Origin of the sequence: Martelella lutilitoris, from assembly GCF_005924265.1 — a bacterium.
In the GTDB taxonomy this organism is placed as follows: Bacteria; Pseudomonadota; Alphaproteobacteria; order Rhizobiales; family Rhizobiaceae; genus Martelella; species Martelella lutilitoris.
Window position 1 is genome coordinate 286380 of the sequence record NZ_VCLB01000002.1, and the last position, 17318, is coordinate 303697.

Consider the following 17318-nt stretch of genomic DNA (forward strand, 5'->3'; position numbering starts at 1 on the left):
TGCACAGGAATTTTGGGTGCCGGTGGCAGGTTCGCCTCAAGGGGCGGGCTCCTGACACACATCGACCCACTCGGCGCCGGTAATCTCGGCGATGCGTTCGGGCGCAATGCGCACGGCGGCGTTTCGCGCGCCGGCGGCGGGATAGACCACATCGAAGGCCTTGAGGCTGATATCGCAATAAACGGCGATCGGTTCGGCCAGGCCGAAGGGGCAGACGCCGCCGACGGGATGGCCTGTAATCGCCTCGACGTCTTCGAGCGACAGCATGCGCACCTTGCCGCCGAAAGCCGCCTTGGCCTTCTTGTTGTCGATGCGGGCATCGCCGCGGGCAACCAGCAGGAAGCGTTCGTCCTTGATCGAAAAGGAGAGCGTCTTGGCGATCTGCGCGGGCGCGACGCCATGAGCGGCGGCGGCCTCTTCTACCGTGGCGCTGCTTTCCTCCGTCTCGATGATGGCGAGATCGGGGGCGGCGGCACCAAGGTGCGCACGAACGCTGTCGATACTCATGGAAACGTCTCCGCTTGGTAAAGGGGAGGGTGGGAGACCGGCACGATGACCCGTACACAACTCGTTGGGGCTGCTTCCTTCCGGACCTGACCCGGTTGGCGAGTGGCACGTCCACCACCAGCCTCCCGGCCGCACATATCGTCAATTTGCCGTTTGAATGCAAGCAGCGCGCGGAAAAAACTTTGCCGAAGCCTTGCCTGTCGCGTGCTGTTTTGCGGTTGTTGCCTTGCGTCGGTTTGATAGACATGTCTGGATAGGACGAAAACGAGAACCGGACCGGCTCCGGGGCGGGAATGAACAGGGACGACATGCAGGGATTCACACTTGATGAACGTTTGCAGCGGGACAGCGCGCTGATTGCCACTCTGGGGCTCTCGGAACTCCGGCTGATGCGCGACAAGCGCTGGCCCTGGCTGTTGCTGGTGCCGCAGCGCCCTGGCGTCAGCGAAGTCTTCGATCTGGCGCCGCTCGACCAGACCATGCTGACCTTCGAGATCAACGAGGTCGCCAGGGCCCTGAAGGAGGCGACCGGCGCCGAGAAGATCAACATCGCCGCCATCGGCAATATGGTGCGCCAGCTCCATGTCCATGTTATCGCCCGTTTCGAGGGCGATGCCAACTGGCCCGGCCCGGTCTGGGGCCATGGCACGGCGGAACCTTTCAACGAGGATGAGATGGCGGCATTGGCACATAAGATCACGGAGGCGATGGCCCGGTCATGAGGTCGATTTTCGAAAAGGCGGGTCCGCATGACGACCCGAGCGCGCTGACGGCCTTTGCAGGTTGCCGGATCATCCGCGATTCCGAGCATCGGGCCGATGACAGCCTCATCACCGCGGCCCGCACGCCGGGCGCTCGCTTCATCGCCTTTGCCGGCGGCAGGCCGATCGTCAAGCACGAGCGCCAGGTGCTCGATCCCTATTTCGCCCGCTACGAGATCCTCGACCTCTCGCCGGACCGGGAAAGCGCCGTGCTTCTCGGCCATGACGCCCATGGCGTGCCGCTGCTGTCGATCGAAGTCGGGCTGGATCCGGAAGCCCTGCCGGCGCATCTGAAAGCCACGAGCGCCCGGGCGGTCTATTCCGAGGGGCTTTTCGACGAGGAGACGCAAGGCGCTTTCGCGCTTGCCACGAGCCTCAATGTCTGGGCCCGCAACCACCGTTTCTGCGGGCGCTGCGGCGCGAAGGCGGAAGGGGCTGCCGGCGGGTTTCGCCGCCAGTGCACGGCCTGCGGCCACATGATGTTCCCGCGCACCGACCCGGTGGTGATCATGCTGATCGTCGACGAGGAGCGCGACCGGGTGCTTCTCGGGCGCAATCCGAATTTCCCGCAAGGCCGCTATTCGTGCCTCGCAGGCTTTCTCGAGCCGGGCGAGACGGTGGAGGATGCCGTCCGGCGGGAAACGCTCGAGGAGTCGGCGATCCGCATCGGCGCCGTGCGCTATCACGCCTCCCAGCCCTGGCCCATGCCCTATTCGCTGATGCTCGCCTGCTACGCCAAGGCTGAAACATTCGATGTCAGCCGGGATGACGAGGAGCTCGAGGACTGCCGCTGGTTCTCCCGCGGGGAACTTGAAGCGATCGTCGAGGGGCGACACGAGGGCGGCATCAACGCACCGCCCGAAGGCGCGATCGCCTTCCGGCTGATGCGTGACTTCCTCGACTGGCCTTAAGCCGTGGCAGGCTCGCGCTCCGAGCGGCTGCTGGCGCTTTTGCAGGCGCTCAGATCCAGACGCTACCCGGTTTCAGGCGATGAACTGGCGCGCGATCTCGGCGTCAGCCTGAGGACGCTTTACCGCGACATCGCCAGCCTCAGGGCGCAAGGGGCGGCAATCGAGGGCGAGGCGGGCGTCGGCTATGTGCTGCGGCCCGGCTTTCTGCTGCCGCCGATGATGTTTTCGCAAGAGGAGATCGAAGCGCTGGTGCTTGGCAGTCGATGGGTGGAAAAGGTCAGCGATCCTAAACTGTCCTCTGCCGCCAGCCAGGCGCTCGCAAAGATCGCAGCCGTTCTTCCGCAGTCGCTTTCCGAGACGATTGACGAGACGGCGCTGATTGTCGGCCCGCGCGCCGTGGCCGAGGAGACCGCCGATATCGCCGCGCTCAGAAGCGCGATCCGCGCCGAGAAAGTGCTTGAAATCGACTATCGCGACGAACGCGACCAAGTGACGACGCGCGCCGTGTGGCCGATCGGCCTCGCCTATTTCGAACGGGTGCGCATCGTTGTTGCCTGGTGCGAGATGCGGCGTGACTTCCGCCATTTCCGCACCGACCGGATCGCGGCTCTGAACGAAACCGGACGGCGCTATCCGCGGCGAAGGGCCGTGCTTCTCGACGAATGGCGCAGGCAATTGCCGGGCGCATGATACTGACGGAAACTGTCAGCGCCGCCGCTTAGGGTCTCCCTCGTTGAAACACAAAACGGAGACCAACATGTCGGCCATCAATCTTGTCGTGCTTTATGTCGAGGATACTGCAAAGAGCGGCGCCTTCTACGAACGCCTTCTCGGTCAGAAGGCGAATGCGCTTTCGCCGGGTTTCACCGCATTTCATATGCCGAATGGCCTGATGCTCGGGCTGTGGCGCAAATCCACGGCCAAGCCCGAGGCGGCGGGCGGCCCGGGGGCGATGGAAGTCGGGATCATGACATCGGAGCCGGGCGGCGTGGCGGCCTTTTTCGAGCGCGCGAAAGCCGAGGGTCATACGATCCTGCAGGAACTGGAAACGGCCGCTTTCGGCCCCACTTTTGTGATCGCCGATCCCGACGGCCACCGCATCCGCGTGTGCGAGCCCGACGCGTAAGCTCGTCCGCCAGATACGGAAGCCGCCGACAGCGCTGAACTGGCGGCGGCTTTTCTATGCCGCCTTATGAGGCGTTTCCGGACCGGATCCGGCATCCCGCATAGCCGCCTTGATAAAGGCGGCGGAATCGGCGAGCTTCTGCTTTTCCCATGCGTTCAGGTCGACCGGCAGCTTGGCAATAATGCCCTCGCGACCGATGATGCAGGGCATGGAAAGCGCCACATCCCCCTCAAATCCGTATTCGCCGCGAAGCGTCGTCGAGGCCGGATAGATGCTGCGCTCGTCAAGCAGCACGGCCTTGGCCATGGTGATCGCCGCCTGCGCCACGCCTGCGTTCGTCCAGCCCTTGCCGTTCAGCACTTCATAGGCGGAAGAGACGATCCGGGCCTTCACGGTGTCGGGGTTGCGGATGTCCTCTTTCGCGGCGAGATAGCGGTCGATGTCGCAAAAGGGAATGCCGCCGACGGTCAGATGGCTCAGGGCCGGAAAGGCGGTGCTGCCGTGCTCGCCCATCATGTAGCCGGAAACCGATTTCGGATCGACGTCATAGGTATCGGCGATCAGCTTCCGAAGTCGGGCGGAATCGAGCATGGTGCCGGTGCCGAACACGCGGCCCTCCGGATAGCCGAACTCGTTTTCGGCGATGTAGACCATGGTGTCGAGGGGATTGGTGATGAGAATGATGATGGCTTCGGTCGTGTGGCGGACAATTCCGGCCATGACCTCGCGGATCACCGCGCAATTTGTCTTTGTCAGCAGCGTGCGGTCCGGTTCACCCGTCGGGTCGTCTGGGTCGGGCATGACGCTCGGCCCGGCGGCAATGACGATCACATCGGCGTCCGCGCATTGCTCATAACCGCCGGACGTCACGTCGACATTGTTCATGTAGGTCAGCGCGGTCGCCTGCGCCTGGTCAAGCGCTTCGCCGAACGCGACGTTCTCGCGGATGTCGATCAGGCCGATCTCGGCGAAGAGGCCCGTCTTCATCGCGTCCGCCAGCACATAGGAGCCGACATGGCCGACGCCGACAACCACTAGCTTGTTCTTGTTCATGATGGTCTCTCAATCTGTTGAGGCAGGCATGCGGAGCGACATGCCGGAGCGCCTCCCGAGGCGTTTAGGCCTCGGGAGAAATGCCATCAATGCGTTTTGAAAGATAAGGCTTCACTTTCCGGAAAAAGACCGGCGGAAAGTCCGCACCTTTATTCTTCTTCCAGCATGGCCTGCAGATGCCGGCGCATGGGGTGGCCTTCATAGACGCCCAGAATGCGGACCTTCTCGGAGAAGAATTCCAGCTCCTCCAGCGCCCGGGCCACCGGCGGATCGTCGGGATGCCCCTCGATGTCGGCATAGAACTGCGTGGCGACGAACTTGCCGCCGATCTGGTAGCTCTCGAGCTTGGTCATATTGACGCCGTTGGTGGCGAAGCCGCCCATGGCCTTGTAGAGCGCTGCCGGAATGTTGCGCACATTGAAGACGAAGGTGGTGACGATGGTCTTGTCGGCTCCGTCGCGTTCGGCGCGCTTTTCCTTGTCGGAGAGAATGACGAAGCGGGTGATGTTGCTGTCGGAATCCTCGACATTCTCGGCCAGGATGTCGAGGCCGTAGAGCGTGGCGGCAAGGCGCGGCGCAAGCGCCGCCATCGTGCGGTCGCCCTTTTCCTTCACCAGCATTGCCGCACCCGCCGTGTCGCCGGCAATCACCGGGTTCCACTTGTTGCGGCGGATGATCTTGCGGCACTGGCCGAGCGCGTGGATATGGCTGTGGACGGTCTGGATCTCGTCAAGCGAGACGCCCGCAAGCGCCATGAGCTGAAACCGGATAGGCATGAAATATTCGCCGACGATCGAAAGCCGTGAGTCGGGCAACTGGTAATGGATGTCGGCGACCCGGCCGGCAAGCGTGTTCTCGATCGGGATCATCGCCAGATCGGCATCACCGTTTTCCACCGCGAGGAAGGCATCCTCGAAGGTCTTGCAGGGCAGTGGCTCCATATCGGGATACATGTCCCGGCAGGCCATGTCGGAATTGGCGCCGAACTCGCCCTGGAACGAGATGCGGTTGGTCTTCATGATCATGATGCGCCTCCCTTGCCTTCGAGGATCCTGCGCGCCTTCTCGAGGTCTTCCGGCGTGTCGACCCCGAGCGGCACGGTCTTCACGATCTCGACATCGATGCGCATGCCGTGTTCGAGCGCGCGGAGCTGTTCGAGCTTCTCCCGCTCCTCCAGGAACGAGCGCGGTAGCGAAACGAAACGCTCGAGCGCGGAGCGGCGATAGGTATAGAGCCCGATATGGTGATAAAGCGGTCCCTCGCCCCAGGGGGCGGTGGCGCGGGTGAAATACAGCGCCCGCAGCCGGTAGGCCCCGATCGGCGCGCCGACGACCTTGACCACCTGCGGGGCGGTTTTCTCGTAGTCATCGGTGATTTCCACCGCGAGCGTCGCGATATCGACATCGGGGTTTTCGAGCGGCCGGAGCGAGGCCTGAATGGTTGCCGGGTCCAGCGTCGGCAGGTCGCCCTGGACGTTGATCACGGTCTTTGCCGACTTCTCCGGATCGACCTTTTTCAAAGCTTCGAAAATCCGGTCGGAACCCGACTGGTGCTGGCGCCCGGTCATGACGACCTCGTAACCGGCCTTTTCCACGGCCGCGTACACGGCATCGTCATCGACGGCGATGACAACGCGGCCCATGCCCGATTCGCGGGCGCGGTCGGCAACATGGATGATCATCGGCTTGCCGTCGATCTCGGCCAGCGGTTTGCCGGGCAGGCGGGTTGAAGCCATGCGAGCCGGGATAAGGACGATCGTTTCGTCGGTTTTGTTCATCGCCACTTGCAAGCTCTTCGTTTATTTGCCACTCACAGATTGGAGGAGCGGGTTCATGTGCCGATGCAGCGTTGCATCGCGGCACCAAAAGACATAGGTTCTTCAAGATTGCAAGGTGATCCGGTAGAGAGGCCGGGTGAAGGGGAGCTGCAACGCAATGAAATTCAATCTCAATATGGTCCTGGCGGCCCTGTTGGGGACGATCTTCGTCCTGATGACGGTATCTTTCGTGTCCGAGGCGATTTTCGATCCGCGACCGCCGGAAAAAGAGGGCTATGTTATTGCAGTGCCCGAGACCGATGCGAGCGGCGCTCCGGCCAAGGTCGAGGAGACGCCGATCTCCGTGCTCCTGGCAAGCGCCAGCCCGGATGCGGGAGAGCGCGTTTTCAAACGCTGTCAGGCCTGTCACACCGACACCGAGGGTGGTCCCAACAAGGTTGGCCCCAATCTCTGGGATATCGTGAACCGTCCGATCGCCACCCATGAGGGCTTCTCCTATTCCGCCGCGATGAAGGACTTCTCCAACGGCGGCGAGAAGCTCTGGACCTACGAGAATCTTGATGTCTTCATCAAGGCGCCGAAGAAGGATGTGCCCGGGACGGCGATGGGCTTTGCGGGCCTGTCCGACGACCAGGACCGCGCCGACCTGATCGCCTATCTCAGCACGATGTCGAACGACCCCGTACCGTTCCCGGAGCCGCCGTCGGATGAAACGGCGGATGCCGGTTCGGCAACAGGCGAGGGCTCAGGCGAAGCGGCTGCGCCTGCCGAAGGCGGCGAGGCAGCGCCCGCGGCAACGGATGACGCTTCCGGCAATGCCGATGCCGGCCCTGCGAATGCGGAGAACACGACGGCCGAGCCCGCTGCGGGAGCCGAGGCGACGCCGCCCGGATCGGCGGGGAGCGAACAGCCGGCCAAGAGCGAATAGCGCGAACACGCGAACGGCAACAGCAGGCGGGGCTTCGGTCCCGCCTTTTCTTTGCTTGATTTCCGCTCAATAGCCGAGCAGCAGAACCCAGAAACTGACCGTCAGAACGCCGAGCGCCGTCGTCAGCGTGATCGTTGAGGCGGCGATGTTCTTGCCGGTTCCGAACTGGTTGGCGAGCACGAAGGCATTGACGCCGGAGGGGGCGGCGGCGGTCAGGACGATGCCGGCGATCGTCGAATGCGCCAGGCCCAGCGCCGTGGCAATGAGAAACACGGTGCCCGGCATCAGCACCAGCTTGATGAAGGTGATCGTCGAAAACAGGCCGACATTGCCGGCGACCTTGTATTGCGTCAGCGTCATGCCGATCGCAACCAGCGCGACGGGAGCGGCCATGCCGGCCAGCATGTTGATCACGGTTCCGACCGGGCCAGCGACCGGGATGGCAAAGAGATGCATCAGCGCGCCTGCCGCAAGGCCGATGACGATCGGGCTGGTGATCAGGTTGTAGCCGATCGTGGCGAAGACCTTCGCCGGATTGCTGATCGCCCCGCCCTCATGGGCTTTCGCCCGTTCCACCAGCACGGTCGCGGTCACCATCATCACCGGCATGTGGATGGCGAGCACCAGAGACAGCGCCACAAGCGCCGCGTCGCCCGCGACATGGCTGACGAGCGGTATCCCCAGAAGCGCGATGTTGGAGAAGGTGCCCGAAAGACCGATGATCACAGCGGATGCATGATCGCGATGAAAGACGATGCGGGCGATCAGGGCGGCGGCCGTCCAGGCGACGGCGACGCCGCCGAAATAGGCGATCCAGATCTTCACCGGTCCGGTATTGTGAAAATCGGCGCTGGCAATGGTGCGCAGGAGCAGAAGCGGCAGGCCGATCTTGAAGACGAAGCCGGTCAGCACGCCGGCATTGTCGGCGCTCATATAGCGCAGACGAACCGCCGCCCAGCCGATCAGGATCAGGGAAAAGATCGGGACGACATTATTGAAGATTTCATACATGGCAGGCTTTCGCGAGGAAGCGGCCGTGCGGGAGGAAGCAGGAGCGCCGCTCTGGCGAAAATGTTCCGCAATGCCGGGGGTGTCAAGCCTGAGGCCGCCGCCGGTTCTCCGCCGCCCCTCAGCCCTTTAGCGCTGAAGCCGGAGGCTGGCGATAGGCGAGCAAGGCCGGGAGCGCGGCAAGAAGAGCGGCGACAACCAGCAGTACAAGGGCGCTCGCGATATCGGAGCCGACAAAGCCGACCGGCATGTTGACGCCACGCTCTGCCATGATCGATTGCGAGATCATCCTCGCGGCGATGAAGCCGGCGCCATAGCCGATGGCAATGCCGAGACCGACGAGCGAGAACAGTTCGACCCAGACGATGGCAAAGACCGCGCCGCGCGGCGCGCCGAAGGCCCTCAGCGCCCCGATCTCGCGGCGCCGCTGGGAGACGTGGATGACGGTCACCAGCATCAGGGCGGCGGCGACCAGCACCTGCGCGCCGATGGCGATCGCCGTCAGCACCTGCCGTGCATCGCCAAGCGTGGCGTAAAGGCGCGTCAGCACCTCGGCCGGGAAGACCGCGACGGTGCCATCGGCCTCGCGGTATTCCTGGCGCAGCCGGTAGGCGTCGGCAATCGATTTCGGCTTCACCAGAATGGCGGGCAGTCCGGGCGTTTCGCCCCGGTGCCAGTGCTCGTCGATCGGCGCGGCGGCTTCGGCGCTTTCGTGATCATGCTCGTCGTGTTCGTCGGCTGCGTGGTCGTCGCCGTCATGGTGATGGATGTCTTCATGCGCATCCGCGTCGTCGTCGTGATGATCAGCCGGCGCGTCAGCGGCCGCCTCGTTCTGATGGTCGTCGCCGTGGGTCTCCTCCGCCTCATGATCATGGTCCTGACCAAGGCCGTGGATATGCCAGACCGCCTGGATCGGAACGAGGATCGCCCGATCCCATGGCGTCCCGGTGGGTTCGGCCTTGCCGGTAACGTGATAGGCAAGCTCGGTATGGGTGTGGCCGCCGGTTTCCGCCGTCCCGTGCATCGGCTTGATTTCAGAACCCACGGTCAGGTCAACGGCCGAGCCGATCACCGCGTCGCCCTCGTGGAGAAATATCCCGCCCTCGGCAAAGCCCGGCACGGTTGCCTCGATGAGGGCCGTGGTGGTGCCGACGATCGGGTATCCGGCATAGGAATCACCGAAACCGATCGGCGCCGCCCAGGCAACGCGCGGATCGGCGTTGAGTTCGGGCAGAAGGTCGCCGTCCATCAGCGGAAGGTCGGAAGGCTGCAGGAAGACGGAGGAGAGCACCAACTGCGTCTCGCTGCCGGGGGCGCCGATCACAAGGTCGAATTTCTCCGAAGCCCGGGCGGAGCCGAGCCGGAGTGCGCGCTCCTGCAGCGTGATGGTGACGCCGAGCGCGGTGGCAAGGGCGATCAAGAGCACGATGACGAAAGATCCGGCCCACAGGCGTTTCAGATCGGAGAAGATGAAGCGGAACATGGCTCAGTCCTTGCGTTCGTCAGAGGCGATCGCGCCGGCGAGGAGCGAGATCCTGCGATCCATCGGCGCCACAAGCCGCTCGTCATGGGAGACGACGATCAGCGTGCTGCCGAGGCTCGTCGCAAGCTCCAGAAGCAGTTCGCCGACAACCGCGCCAGCCTCGCTGTCGAGGCTCGCGGTCGGCTCGTCGGCGACGAGGATGGCGGGTTCGCGCAGCAATGCGCGGGCAACGGCGACGCGCTGCATCTCGCCGCGCGACATGGTCTCGATCTTCTGATCGTGACGGGCGATGCCGACGGTCTCAAGCAGCGCCTTCGCCCGCTCAAGACGCGACCGGTCGGCGGCGTGGGCGAGGCGGGCGGGCAGAAGCACGTTGTCAAAGGCGGAGAGGCCGGGAAAGAGATGAAAGTCCTGCATCACGAGGCCGATATTCTCGCCGCGCCAGCGGTCGCGCCTGCCTTCCGGAAGAGCTGCGAGATCGGTTTCGCCCCAGCTTGCATGGCCGGTCTTCAGCTTTTCCAGCCCGGTGATGATGTTGACGAAAGTGCTCTTGCCCGAGCCCGAGGGGCCGGTGACCGCCACGCGCTCGCCGGGGGCGATTTCGAGGACGGGAATACTGAGCACCGGCGCGGAGAGACCGGGAAATGTGACGGCGACATCTTCAAGACGAAGGGGCAGCATGGGCGGCGACTTTCGGATTTTGCGGCGGCGGGTCAGACGGTCTTGTAGCGCGCGTCCCTGAGACGCAGCTGGCTGACGAAACCGGTTTCGGGATCCACCCAGGAGCCGCGATCAAGCGTGCCTGTCACCTCGATCATCTGGTTCGGCTGGACGAAGGTCTGCTTCCTGTCGAGATAGACGACGACGATGTTTTCCGGCCAGTCGGCATCCGACGAGCAGAAGGGGCAGAGCGCCATCGGAATTTCGGAGAGGACGAAGAATTGCGCCTCGGCCTTGAGCGGGGGCGCCATGAAGCCTCGTATGGAGACCTTTTCGCCGGTGAGGTCCTTCACCTTGTCGGAGAATTCGAGGCCGAGCGGGCTGAAGGAGCCGTAGAGTTCGTCGAAACTCAGATCGGGGGCGGCAGCAAGAGCGGGGCGGAAGGCAAGGCCGAGGCCGAGCGCGCTTGCGGCGACAAGCAGTCTGCGACGGGAAAGGGGTAGAGTGATCATCGGATCCGTTCTCCTGAGAGAAAAGGACCGGGCGAAGCCCGCCCGGTCCCGCATTGAGGCAGTGCAGATTTACTGCTTCTGGCTGTTGCCGAGGGCGAAGGTATCGGCCAGCACTTCGTAGACGTCGGACTGTTCCATATAGCCCTTGAAGCCCTCGGCGCCGGGGCCGGTCGCCTGCAGGAGAACGTCATCGACGGCGTGAACGCCGGTCGAGGCGTTGTAGGGCAGGTTGCCGGTGCGCAGAACCGCGCCGGGAACATCCTTGTAGGCTTCGTTGGCGACGTAGCGGCCGTTTTCGTCCTTCACAGCCGGCTCGAACGGACCGTCCAGCTTCGGGCGGAAAGTCTCGTAATAGTCGGGGAAGTTGTTGGCGAACATGGCGAGGCGACGCGAAACGTCGACCTTGTCCGGATAGCCGTCGCCGTTTTCATCCGTGTAGTTGGGGAAGCCGGCGTCGTCATAGGTCATGACCTTGTTGCGCATCTCGTCGGCTTCGACCTCGTCGTCTATCGTGCCGATGACCGAGAAGCCGTGGGTGTGGTCGCCGGTGACGACGATCAACGTGTCCGGGTTGGAATTCATCCATTCCATGGCGGCGCCGATGGCCTGGTCGAATTCGATCATGTCAACGACGGCGCGGTCCCAGTCGAGCGGATGCGACATCTTGTCGACATTGGCGGCTTCGACCATCAGGAAGAAGCCTTCCGGGTTCTTGGAAAGCTGCTCGATTGCCGCCGTCGTCATGTCCACGAGGCCGGGCTGGTTCGGGAACTTCTCGACGCTGCCGGTCTTCAGGAACTTGCGGTCAAGCGTCGAATCCATGTTGCCGGTGTGGAACAGGCCGAGCAGCTTGCCGTCTTCCGTCTTTTCGGCGGAAGCCAGTTCGTCGGCGGAGGTGACGACCGTGTAGCCGGCATCCTGGAACATGGCGATATAGTCGTTGTCGTCCTTGCGCTTGGAGCCGGGGACATCCGACTTCAGGAAGTAGGCGGAACCGCCGCCGAGGACGACTTCCGGCTTCACGTCGTAGAACATGCCGACGATATCGGCCTTGTCTGCGCGAAGGCGGGTGTGGGCGACAACGGCGGCCGGCGTCGCGTCTTCGATTTCGGCGGTGGAGACGACGCCGATCGACTTGCCGGTCTGGCGGCGCAGCGCCTCGGCCATGGTCTCGACCTTGGGGTCGTCCTGGCTGTCGGGCGTGCGGTCGGCATAGACGCCGAGCGCGTTGACGCGGGTCTTGTGGCCGGTCATGTAGGCCGACATGGTGTTGGCAGAATCGGTCGCGACCGAATGGGTCGAGGATGTGCCGATCGTTGCCATGTGGTCGAGATCGTCCATGCTGAGGCGGCCGTCAGCCTTGCCCTCGGTCATGCCCTTGGACATGATGCGGGCTGCCGAGCGATGGCCCATGGACATGCCGTCAGCGACGAAGAAGATGATGTTCTTGGCCTTGGGCGTTTCCGGCGTGTCATAGACAGTCCAGGTGACTTCCTTCGTCTCGTCGCCGGCCTTGACGGCAACGGTGTAGTCGCCGGCTTCGCCGAGGGTCAGGTCACGCAGGATCAGAGCGGAGCCGAGGCTCGCGTCATCCTTGCCCTTTTCGTCGGAAACGAATTCGGCTTCATTGCCGAAGGCATCCGAATAGGCTTCGCCGTTGACGGTGACTTCGACGTCACCGGCGGCATAGACCGAATCAAGTTCGACCTTGAAGTCGAAGGGCGAGCCGACCAGGATGGTGGCGCGGTCGAGGGGATAGATCGTGGCGGCCTGGGCCGTGCCGGCAAGGCAGGTCGCGGCGGCGAGAAGTGCGAGACGTGCGCGCATGAAAACCTCTTGGTAAAAGAGTGTGTGAAGATAGCTGCGCATCCGCGATAGTCCCGCGGCATTACATCTCAATGACGTTTTGACTGCGTTTTGATGACGCTGTGACGTACTTCGGCAGAACTTTCCGCTTCAGTGCCGGTTGCGTCGGCCGCGCGGTTTGAGATAGCGCCGCCGACGCTTTTTCAAGGAGAAATGCAGCACGCGGGTCATGTACCAGAAGAGCGCCAGCGTCACCACGCCAGCCGCCAGGAAGCCGCTGGCATTGCCGACGATCTGGGCCACGGCGATGATGTTGTGGGAGAAGATCAGGCCGAGCAGCGTATAGATCAGCACATAGAGCATCTGCCCGGGAATGGCGGCGGCGATGAACAGTTTCCAGCGCATGCCGGCAGCGCCTGCGACCGGGTTCATATAGGGCCCGATCATTGCCAGAAGCCAGCGGGTGATGAAAATCGCGATGACGCCCCTGCGTTCCAGATAGTCGCGGGCGCGGTCGACGAGGCGCTGGCGTTTCGGTCCGCGCGCGGCGAAGCGCTCGACATAGCCGGTGCCGCCGAACCGCCCGGCCCAGTACCCGACCTGGTCACCGCCGCAGGCCGCCCCGACGCAGGCCGGATAGACCGCCCAGAAGGAAAGGTCGCCCGTTGCCACCAGCGAGCCGCCGAAAAGCATGATCACGGCCGTCGGCAGCGGGATGCCGCAACAGGCCAGAAAAACGGCAAAGCCGATCACGGGCACGCCGTAGACCGGCAGGAGCGCCAGTAGCTGCTCACTCATCGCGCTCGGCCTTTTCGTCCTCGTAGTCATCAAGCGCGTCGGCGATCTCGTCCTCCAGCTCCTCAAGCGAGATGCCCTTGATGCGGGCGATCTGGCGGAGCATCATCCGCCGGCTGCGGCTGTCGGGCCGGAGATCGAGCTCCTCGGCCAGTTCTTCGGCCGGGATGTCGTAGACGATGGCGACATGGCCGAGCGTCATCCAGCCCTTCAGTTCCAGGTTCCGGTTTTCCGGATTACGCCAGTAGAAGACGGACAGGATGAACTGCAGGGCGAAGACAAGCGTGATGAAGGCGGTTACGACAAAGGCAATGCAAAGGCCCCGGTGACGTTTCCAGAGCGCACAGACCGGCGCTATCATCCTTTTGCCTCTCATCGCCTCGCCTTTCGCTTTCCTCAAAACGTGTCTCCAGATAGCCATTCGGAGGCGCATGCACAACGCCTGCCGGCGCCGGCCAATCACGCCGGGCGCGGGCTTTTCTTCTATCGTCTTCTTCCATGATCCGCTATGACCCGGGAAGAACGAAGCAGGAAAGCCCACGGAGAAGAACGGATGAAAGACGAGATCCGCGTCCACAGAAACGACATTCCGGCCGAGGATGCCGCACGCTATACCGGCGCGATCGCCATCGACACCGAAACGCTCGGTCTGGTGCCGCGTCGCGACCGTCTCTGCGTGGTGCAGATCTCGCCGGGCGACGGGACGGCGGATGTCATCCAGATCGCGGCCGGGCAGAAGGAGGCGCCGAACCTTTGCGCCATGCTCGCCGATGCCTCGCGCCAGAAGATCTTTCACTTCGGCCGGTTCGATATCGCCGTTCTCTACTACACATTCGGCGTCACCACGGAGAACGTGTTCTGCACCAAGATCGCCTCGCGCCTGACCCGGACCTATACGGATCGCCACGGCCTGAAGGACAATCTGAAGGAAATGCTCGAGGTCGACGTTTCCAAGGCGCAGCAATCCTCCGACTGGGCGGCGGAAACGCTCTCCGAGGCGCAACTTGCCTATGCGGCTTCGGATGTCCTCTACCTCCACCGCCTGCGCGACAAGCTGATGGAACGGCTGATGCGCGAGGACCGGATGGCGCTGGCCGGCGCCTGCTTCGATTTCCTGCCGACCAGGGCCAAGCTCGACCTTCTCGGCTGGGAGGAAACCGACATTTTTGCCCATAGCTGAAGGGGTTAACCGGTGTTGCATATCAGCAACAAATTCTCCGGCGGTCCTCTTTAAAGCCCTCCTGTCTGCACCCATATCTGACCTTGAGCGGCGCTGACGCCGCGCTATCAAGACCCGCCTTTAAGAGGGGGTTTATCTAGGTCATCGTTCTGTCGCTTCAAAAAGGTCAGGACGAGGAATGGAGGCGAAGACATGAACATCGAAAAATACTCGGAACGCGTGCGCGGTTTCCTGCAGTCCGCCCAGACTTATGCTCTCGGCGAGGGGCACCAGCAGTTTGGCGCCGAGCACATGCTGAAGGTTCTGCTCGATGACGAGCAGGGCATGGCGGCCTCGCTGATCGAGCGGGCAGGGGGCGATGCCAAGAAGGCCCGGCTCGCCAATGACGCTGCACTTGCCAAGATCCCCAAGGTTTCCGGCGCCAACGGCCAGATTTATCTGTCGCAGCCGCTGGCAAAGGTTTTCAATACGGCGGAAGAGGCCGCGAAGAAGGCCGGTGACAGTTTCGTCACCGTCGAGCGATTGCTCCTGGCGCTGGCGATCGAAAAATCCGCTTCGACGGCGAAGACGCTTGAGGGCGCCGGCGTGACGCCGAACGGCCTGAACGAGGCCATTAACGAAATCCGCAAGGGCCGCACCGCCGACAGCGCCAGCGCCGAGGAAGGCTATGACGCGCTGAAGAAATATGCGCGCGACCTGACGGCGGACGCCCGTGACGGCAAGCTCGACCCTGTGATTGGCCGCGACGACGAAATCCGCCGCACCATTCAGGTTCTGTCGCGCCGGACCAAGAACAATCCGGTTCTGATCGGTGAGCCCGGCGTCGGCAAGACGGCGATCACCGAAGGCCTTGCCTTGCGCATCGTCGACGGCGACGTGCCGGAAAGCCTGAAGGACAAGAAGCTGATGGCGCTCGACATGGGCGCGCTGATTGCCGGTGCGAAATATCGCGGCGAGTTCGAGGAGCGGCTGAAGGCGGTGTTGAACGAGGTTCAGTCCGAAGCCGGCAACATCATCCTGTTCATCGACGAGATGCACACGCTGGTCGGCGCCGGCAAGGCCGATGGCGCGATGGACGCGTCGAACCTGCTGAAGCCGGCGCTGGCGCGCGGCGAGCTTCATTGCGTCGGCGCGACCACGCTCGATGAATATCGCCAGCATGTGGAGAAGGACGCGGCCCTTGCCCGACGATTCCAGCCGGTCATGGTTGACGAGCCGACGGTCGAGGACACGATCTCGATCCTGCGCGGCCTGAAGGAGAAATACGAGCAGCACCACCAGGTGCGCATCTCCGACAGCGCGCTGGTTGCCGCCGCGACGCTTTCGAACCGCTACATCACCGATCGCTTCCTGCCCGACAAGGCCATCGACCTGATGGACGAGGCGGCGAGCCGCGTGCGCATGCAGGTCGACAGCAAGCCGGAAGAGCTCGACGAGCTCGATCGCCGGATCATCCAGCTGAAGATCGAGCGCGAGGCGCTGAAGAAGGAAACGGACACGGCGTCGAAGGATCGACTCTCCAAGCTGGAAGGCGAACTCGCCTCTCTGGAAGAAGAGGCCGATACGCTGACGGCGCGCTGGCAGTCGGAAAAGAACAAGCTCAACAAGGCGGCCGATCTGAAGAAGCAGTTGGACGCGGCCCGCAACGAGCTTGCGATCGCCCAGCGCGGCGGCGAGTACCAGAAGGCCGGCGAGCTTGCCTATGGCACGATCCCGAAGCTGGAAAAGGAACTGGCGGAGGCCGAATCCGAGGACAATACGGTCACCGATTCCATCCTGCAGGAAGTCGTCACGCCGGACAATATCGCGCAGGTCGTTTCCCGCTGGACTGGTATTCCGGTCGACAAGATGCTGGAAGGCGAGCGCGAGAAGCTGCTCCGGATGGAAGACGAACTGGCCCGCTGGGTTGTCGGCCAAGGCGACGCCGTGCAGGCGGTCTCTCGCTCCGTTCGCCGTGCCCGTGCAGGCCTGCAGGACCCGAACCGCCCGATCGGCTCGTTCATGTTCTTAGGCCCCACCGGCGTCGGCAAGACGGAGCTGACGAAATCGCTCGCCCGCTTCCTCTTCGATGACGAGACGGCGATGGTGCGCATGGACATGTCGGAATATATGGAGAAACACTCCGTGGCCCGGCTGATCGGCGCCCCTCCCGGCTATGTCGGTTACGACGAGGGCGGCCTTCTGACGGAGGCCGTGCGGCGCAGACCCTATCAGGTGGTCCTGTTCGACGAGATCGAAAAGGCCCATCCGGATGTCTTCAACGTGCTGCTGCAGGTGCTCGATGACGGACGGCTGACCGACGGCCAGGGCCGCACGGTCGACTTCCGCAACACGATCATCATCATGACTTCCAATCTGGGTTCGGAATTCCTCACCCAGCTTGGCGAGAACGAGGATAGTTCGGCGGCGCGCGAGCAGGTGATGGAGGTTGTCCGGGCATCGTTCCGACCGGAATTCCTCAACCGCGTCGACGATATCATCCTGTTCCACAGGCTGCACCGCGAGGATATGGGCGCGATCGTCGATATCCAACTCGGCCGGCTCGAAAAGCTGTTGTCGGATCGCAAGATCGTCCTTGATCTGACGCCGGACGCCCGAAACTGGCTTGCCGAGAAAGGATATGATCCGGCCTATGGCGCGCGTCCCTTGAAGCGCGTGATCCAGACCGCGGTCCAGGATCCGCTGGCCGAGAAGATCCTCGCAGGCGAGATCGCCGACGGCGCTCACGTGAAGGTCGACGCCGGTTCCGACCGGCTGCTGTTTTCGCTGAGCGGGCGTCTGCAGGACGTCGCCTGATCACCAAGGCATGTG

18 protein-coding genes and 1 other RNA gene are annotated in these 17318 nt (G+C 63.3%); 7 read left to right on the plus strand and 12 right to left on the minus strand.

From position 1 onward, the window contains the following. Positions 1–36: 36 nt before the first annotated feature. Together FF124_RS04135 and ffs are read right to left on the minus strand one after the other, a co-directional pair. Positions 37–507, minus strand: coding sequence for a YbaK/EbsC family protein (locus FF124_RS04135; RefSeq protein ID WP_138747219.1), 471 nt, complete (start codon positions 505–507; stop codon positions 37–39). Positions 508–536: 29 nt separating this feature from the next. Then, positions 537–633, minus strand: an RNA gene (gene ffs, locus FF124_RS04140) — signal recognition particle sRNA small type. A gap of 182 nt (positions 634–815) precedes the next feature. Here ffs and FF124_RS04145 point away from each other — a divergent pair. From FF124_RS04145 to FF124_RS04160, 4 genes are all read left to right on the plus strand, one after another. Then, a complete protein-coding gene (locus FF124_RS04145) occupies positions 816–1229 on the plus strand; it encodes an HIT family protein (protein ID WP_138747220.1) in 414 nt (137 codons plus the stop codon). Next, on the plus strand, positions 1226–2179 hold the full coding sequence (nudC, locus tag FF124_RS04150) for an NAD(+) diphosphatase (RefSeq protein WP_138747221.1): 954 nt from the start codon (positions 1226–1228) through the stop codon (positions 2177–2179). Before FF124_RS04145 ends, nudC begins: the two co-directional genes overlap by 4 nt. Before the next feature lie 3 nt (positions 2180–2182). After that, positions 2183–2869, plus strand: a complete 687-nt coding sequence (locus FF124_RS04155) for a helix-turn-helix transcriptional regulator (protein WP_138747222.1) — start codon at positions 2183–2185, stop codon at positions 2867–2869. Positions 2870–2936: 67 nt separating this feature from the next. Further along, positions 2937–3305: a VOC family protein gene (locus FF124_RS04160; RefSeq protein WP_138747223.1), complete on the plus strand. Its 369-nt coding sequence runs from the start codon at positions 2937–2939 to the stop codon at positions 3303–3305. Between the two features lie 54 nt (positions 3306–3359). Here the strand turns inward: FF124_RS04160 and FF124_RS04165 are convergent, their stop codons facing one another. From FF124_RS04165 to FF124_RS04175, 3 genes are all read right to left on the minus strand, one after another. After that, positions 3360–4358, minus strand: a complete 999-nt coding sequence (locus FF124_RS04165) for a lactate/malate family dehydrogenase (RefSeq protein ID WP_138747224.1) — start codon at positions 4356–4358, stop codon at positions 3360–3362. Between the two features lie 149 nt (positions 4359–4507). Next, positions 4508–5383 carry a prephenate dehydratase gene (locus FF124_RS04170; protein WP_138747225.1) on the minus strand — a complete coding sequence of 292 codons (876 nt, stop codon included), beginning with the start codon at positions 5381–5383 and terminating at the stop codon, positions 4508–4510. After that, entirely contained in the window at positions 5380–6135 is a 756-nt protein-coding gene (locus FF124_RS04175; RefSeq protein ID WP_138747406.1) for a 3-deoxy-manno-octulosonate cytidylyltransferase, read from the minus strand. Before FF124_RS04175 ends, FF124_RS04170 begins: the two co-directional genes overlap by 4 nt. Positions 6136–6292: 157 nt before the next feature. Here FF124_RS04175 and FF124_RS04180 point away from each other — a divergent pair, with 157 nt between their 5' ends. Then, positions 6293–7063: a c-type cytochrome gene (locus FF124_RS04180; protein WP_138747226.1), complete on the plus strand. Its 771-nt coding sequence runs from the start codon at positions 6293–6295 to the stop codon at positions 7061–7063. A gap of 66 nt (positions 7064–7129) precedes the next feature. Here FF124_RS04180 and FF124_RS04185 read toward each other — a convergent pair whose 3' ends face one another. From FF124_RS04185 to FF124_RS04215, 7 genes are all read right to left on the minus strand, one after another. Beyond that, positions 7130–8074, minus strand: coding sequence for an AEC family transporter (locus FF124_RS04185; protein WP_138747227.1), 945 nt, complete (start codon positions 8072–8074; stop codon positions 7130–7132). Positions 8075–8192: 118 nt separating this feature from the next. Then, positions 8193–9554: an ABC transporter permease gene (locus FF124_RS04190; protein WP_138747228.1), complete on the minus strand. Its 1362-nt coding sequence runs from the start codon at positions 9552–9554 to the stop codon at positions 8193–8195. A gap of 3 nt (positions 9555–9557) precedes the next feature. Then, the gene (locus FF124_RS04195; protein WP_138747229.1) at positions 9558–10235 is read right to left on the minus strand and encodes an ABC transporter ATP-binding protein; all 678 of its coding nucleotides are present in this window, start codon (positions 10233–10235) and stop codon (positions 9558–9560) included. A gap of 32 nt (positions 10236–10267) precedes the next feature. After that, the gene (locus tag FF124_RS04200) at positions 10268–10726 is read right to left on the minus strand and encodes a hypothetical protein (protein ID WP_138747230.1); all 459 of its coding nucleotides are present in this window, start codon (positions 10724–10726) and stop codon (positions 10268–10270) included. Between the two features lie 69 nt (positions 10727–10795). Continuing rightward, positions 10796–12553 carry an alkaline phosphatase gene (locus FF124_RS04205; RefSeq protein ID WP_138747231.1) on the minus strand — a complete coding sequence of 586 codons (1758 nt, stop codon included), beginning with the start codon at positions 12551–12553 and terminating at the stop codon, positions 10796–10798. A gap of 129 nt (positions 12554–12682) precedes the next feature. After that, entirely contained in the window at positions 12683–13330 is a 648-nt protein-coding gene (locus tag FF124_RS04210) for a DedA family protein (protein WP_187326803.1), read from the minus strand. Next, positions 13323–13688, minus strand: a complete 366-nt coding sequence (locus tag FF124_RS04215; RefSeq protein ID WP_138747233.1) for a hypothetical protein — start codon at positions 13686–13688, stop codon at positions 13323–13325. The genes FF124_RS04210 and FF124_RS04215 overlap by 8 nt, the downstream gene beginning before the upstream one ends. A gap of 192 nt (positions 13689–13880) precedes the next feature. On the opposite strand from FF124_RS04215, the gene FF124_RS04220 reads away from it, so the two are divergent. Then, positions 13881–14507, plus strand: a complete 627-nt coding sequence (locus FF124_RS04220; protein WP_138747234.1) for a ribonuclease D — start codon at positions 13881–13883, stop codon at positions 14505–14507. Between the two features lie 192 nt (positions 14508–14699). After that, positions 14700–17303 carry an ATP-dependent chaperone ClpB gene (gene clpB, locus FF124_RS04225; RefSeq protein WP_138747235.1) on the plus strand — a complete coding sequence of 868 codons (2604 nt, stop codon included), beginning with the start codon at positions 14700–14702 and terminating at the stop codon, positions 17301–17303. Positions 17304–17318 lie beyond the last annotated feature (15 nt).